Annotated in this window: 1 protein-coding gene; it reads left to right on the top strand. The window is 46.0% G+C overall.

All coding sequences use genetic code 11. The annotated features are described in order from the left end of the window. On the top strand, nucleotides 1–4755 hold a 4755-nt coding region (locus tag QUB56_RS13110), incomplete at its 5' end, for a S8/S53 family peptidase (RefSeq protein WP_332955661.1). Nucleotides 4756–4834: the final 79 nt, after the last annotated feature.

Below are 4834 nucleotides of genomic sequence, written 5' to 3'. Positions count from 1 at the left end.
TCTCCCGCAGTAGAAACCAAAAATCCGACAGTTTCCGAAATTCCCAATTCTCGGACAAATCCTGTTGAGACAAAAACGGAAAACTCCTCACCAGCAGAAACTGAAAATCCGACAATTTCCGAAAACCTCAATTCCCGGACAAATCCTGTTGAGACAAAACCCGAAAATTCCTCAGCAGCAGAAACTGAAAATCAGACTGTTTCGGAAATTCCTAATTCCCGGACAAATCCTGTTGAGACAAAACCCGAAAATTCCCCAGCGGGAGAAACCCAAAACCCCACAATTTCCGAAAATATCATCTCAACTATCTCAGAAAATACTCAACCTGCGATCGTAAATATCAACTCAATCGACTTCATCACAGGTGACAAAATCGAAATACCCGTCTTTATCCAAGCAGACAAACCAGAAATACCAGCAATACCCGCAGAATCCACAGACATTCTCACCGGAGAAATTGAAAACATCTCCCCCAAGCCTATCGACAGGGCCGAAATAGCCAGCCAAACTCCTGAAAATTTCCCGCTAATTTATCCCCAAGAAATTTCTCAACTGTCGGAAACTCTCAACAGCATACTCGCCCAACAATTCCCTCTCATTCCCTCCACAGAAGCCAGCCAAAATCATCAACCATCCGCATCAGAATATATAGTTACCGACGCCCAAACTATTATTCCCGAAATTGCCCTCACAGAAAACCATCACTCGCCACAATCGGAAAATATCACCGCCGACAGCGACAATCAGCAGCCAACAACCATCCAGGAATATGTAAACCCCGACTTCGACTCCAAAAACATCGCCATCACTCCCGAAATACCATCCGAGGAAAACAATCAGCCAGACAACTCACAAAATCTCATCGCCGACTCCTTCATCGCAACTGCAACAGACAGGGACTCCGAAACAACCATCAACGAATACACAGTAACCGACACAGAAACCAAACCAGAAACAAGCCCCAACATCCCCCAACAAAACCAACCATTAATCGGAATCATCGACACCGGCTTTGTCACCAACAATCCCAACATCAACTACAGCCAAATCATCCTTGGAAAAGACTTAATCGAGGGCGACAACAATCCCCTACTCCAACCAAACGAAGGAAACCAACACGGCGACACAATTTTAGAAATTATCAGCGACTCCAACAATAAAAACGCCACCAAAAAATCGACTCCGATTTGGTTAGGAAGAGCAATTGGTAGCGGCAACTGGCAGCAATCCCTGATAGAATTTGTAGACGCAGCCAAAGCCTCAAAACAACCCAACGCCGTCGTCAACCTCAGCTTCGACTTAACCCAAATTAATCCCGACGGCACACAAACCACACGGCACAAACTGACAGCAGAAGAAAAATCAGCACTTAAATACGCCCAAGACAACAACATCCTGATTGTAGCAGCCGCTGGCAATCAAGGGGATCTCGCATCCGCACTCGGACAAGCCTCCACAGAATTCGACAACATCATCACAGTTGGCGCCTCCGAAAACAACCACCGCAGCGCTTATTCCAGCTACGGAGAAGGCTTAGATATCTTAGCACCAATCAGCCTTCCAGAAACAGCAGAACCATCAACAACCGAAACAAAACAAGGCACATCAATAGCCGCCGCTAGAGTCACAAACACCCTTTCCCAAATGTGGACAGCCAACCCATCACTGAGTCGGCAACAAATCAAAAACATCCTCCTAAAAACAGCCAGCGACATCGACGTACCCGGATGGGACGAAAGGACAGGATACGGAATATTAAATCCCGAATTGGCAATTGCTACCGCCACCGAAACAATTCCCACCATCCCAGTCTTGGCAGCAACCAAACAATTGACAAAATCCCTAATTGCTGCCGATGCAAATACCAGTAACTCTCCGAATCATACCGCAGCCAAACCCTCAGAAAGACCGGCGCTAACCAACGCCTCATCCAGCACGCCAAAGACTACCAGCACCTCAACCGGAAACAGCGAGGCAGGCACTAGCTCGTATACCACAGAATTAGCGCCAAACACAACCACCGCTACCAGCAACTCTAACGGCACGACTACCACCCACACTCAAACCAATAGCAACTTCTCAAACACAGAATCAAGCTGGGATAAAAGCACCGTCAACACCAACAGCAAGGGCAACTCTTTTAACGCATCCACCAGCGATTCCAGCACAAAAGCTGCTACCTACAGCAGCCAAAACTTTTCCCAAAACTCAGTCGAAAACACAAATCAATCGCAGGAAAAATACAGCCGAGTTAAATACGAAGGCACTCGCAACGACCAAAGCTCATCTAATCAAAAATCCCGCAGTTCTAGCAATTATACCACTCCTTCACAAACTACAAACACCACTGCCGAGAGCTACCGAAACAGCAAATCCCAATCCGACAGCAAATACGGCACGGGCTATGCAATGAGTAAGGGCAACCGCCAAGACGATTGGGGGTCAAAATCAACTTCAAACACTCGCAATACTAGCAGCACCGGCAGTTCGGTCAGCAACAGTTCAACTCAAATTCAAGGCAAAGCTGACTGGAATAATAGCAGCAATAACAGCAGTTCCACCAACACTCACAGCGGAGAAGAAACCCAAGTCAATCGCTCGAATTCTGAGAGTAGCAGCAGCAGCGGCCCCTCCAAAACCAACAACAGCAGCGACAACTATTCTGTCATTAACTCAACCTGGGACAACACTACAACAGACGGCAAAACAGTCGGCAGCAACAGCCGCGATGTTTATTCGGAAGCCAATAGTAATGCTAACAGCAGTTACGATGACGGCAAGTCAAAAAATACCAGCAACAGAGACACATATACCGTCAATCAGTCTGAGGAAACTAATAGCCGCAACGGCAGCAATTATTGGAATAACAATCGAAATAATAATTACTCGGTAACTCAGAGTAATGAGACCCAAAACTACAAACACGGCCCGGAAACTAGAAACCACAATCGGGATACTTATTCTGTCAGCAAGTCGAACTCTTCCAGCAGCAACAGTTCGGGGAAAGTCAGTTCTAAAAACTCACAAGAAAATTATTCAGAAAGTCATGCTCAGTGGGAGAGCGAGTATAAGGCTGATACTTATACTACTCAAAGTAACAGTGACGAATCGACAATAACAGCTACCAAAAGTAACAGCAGCACCTCGGGCAACAATTCCAGTTCATCTAACAGTAGCGACACTTCAACAACTAGAAATTCACAGACAGTTACAACTTATAAAGATGGTCGCAAAACTGAAAATGGTAGTTCGAGTTACGAGAAAAGGTCGAGCGAAAGCACTTACGATAGTAAGGGTCTAGTTAGTTCGGTTTCCAAGTCTTCTACCTGGAGTTCAAGTTACAGCAAATCTTATTTTAAGGGAGGTTACACTTGGACGGAAACTGTGAGCGGTTCGGAGTCGGAATCAGTGACGAAAGGGGGTGTTTCGACGAGTAATGGCAGCAGTTGGAGTTGGACGAGAAGCGGGACTGTGTGGGATGATGGTCGCAATAATTGGAGTGAAAGCTGGTCGAAGTCTAGTTGGAAAGATGGCAAGTATGCGCCGGGTGAATCTGATACCACAAGAGGGTCGTTCGACCCCAAAGGGACTGGGACACAGAGGAATAATTTGCCGGAATTTGGGGAAGCGCCGCGGTTGAATAAGGCTCCGAAAAAACAGGTGCCGCTCGATTTACAGAAGCCTCCGAAGCCGAGTGATGATATTTGGGCACCGACTTTTATTCTGATTAAAGAGCCTCAGTTTAAACAGGTATTTGGTAGTAGTGGTTCTGATTCTGCTTCAGGTGGGAGTCGGAATGATGATTTAGCCAAGAATCCGTCTAATGGTTCTGGGGGTGGTGGTTCTGGTGGCAAGTTACCTCCAAACAAACGCTTGGCACTGAAACAAGTTATTCAAGAATTGTTGAGGTTTTTTAGACCTCTTGGAGAGTTTGTTGCTGGTGCAGTCTATCAATGGTTGCGTAATAACGGAGAACCAGCTAGATGGTTGTTGCAGATTTTTAGCCCTGGATGGAACGGATTAGAAAAAGATGTAGAACGTGGGCTTCCTCAAACTTTGGCTTTTAAGGCAGGGCAAACTTTTGGAGATGGGGCCGCACTTGTCACTGGGATTTTAGAGATAATAGCGGGTAGTGGCGCTGCTGCTGGGGGCGGTTCTTTATGTATAACCGGAATTGGCTGTCTTGCGGGTGCTCCTGCCCTAGCAGCAGGTGTAGCATTACAAGTTCACGGTGCATCTGTAGCTTCGAGCGCATTGGCAAACATTGGAAAACTTTTTGGAGGACGCCAAATTGTTTTTCACAGCTCAGCAGACGATTCAACAGGCAATACAGGTGGCAGACAATATGAAAAACCTAAAAGCATTAGAGTCCAAGATAAGAATACTGTTGTTATGTGGCCAGCTTCATCGCAACAACCTGCTCCCGCTGTAATTTTTGAAAAGCTTCCAGATGGCGGCATAAACGTAACAGACATTTATAAGCGGGATCTTCCTGACCGTTCTGCTGGTAGAATGATTGTGGATGCCTTAGAAATGGCAGGAGTTCTAAGAAGAGGAAAACCAACAACAATTAGATTGTCAGGTATTCTTGAGCCACGTACTCTACAACAAATTAAAGACGGTGTGCCGGTTGAAAACACGCGGTTGGGTGATACATTAAAAAATGCCATCAATGAATTAGGTGGTAGGCCTACAAGTTGGAATACAGGTATAACTGACAAAAAAAGATGGATAGAAGTAACAATTTCTTACTAGAGCAACTAAAGCAAGCTTGCTGGCAACGAACCGACGGCTACTGGCAACTGCTGGCAACTGCTGCTGGACATGAAGAAAG

It is taken from the genome of Microcoleus sp. AR_TQ3_B6 (assembly GCF_036702785.1).
In the GTDB taxonomy this organism is placed as follows: Bacteria; Cyanobacteriota; Cyanobacteriia; order Cyanobacteriales; family Microcoleaceae; genus Microcoleus.
The sequence above is the reverse complement of the archived record's forward strand: the minus strand, read 5'-3'. Positions and strand labels throughout refer to the sequence as shown.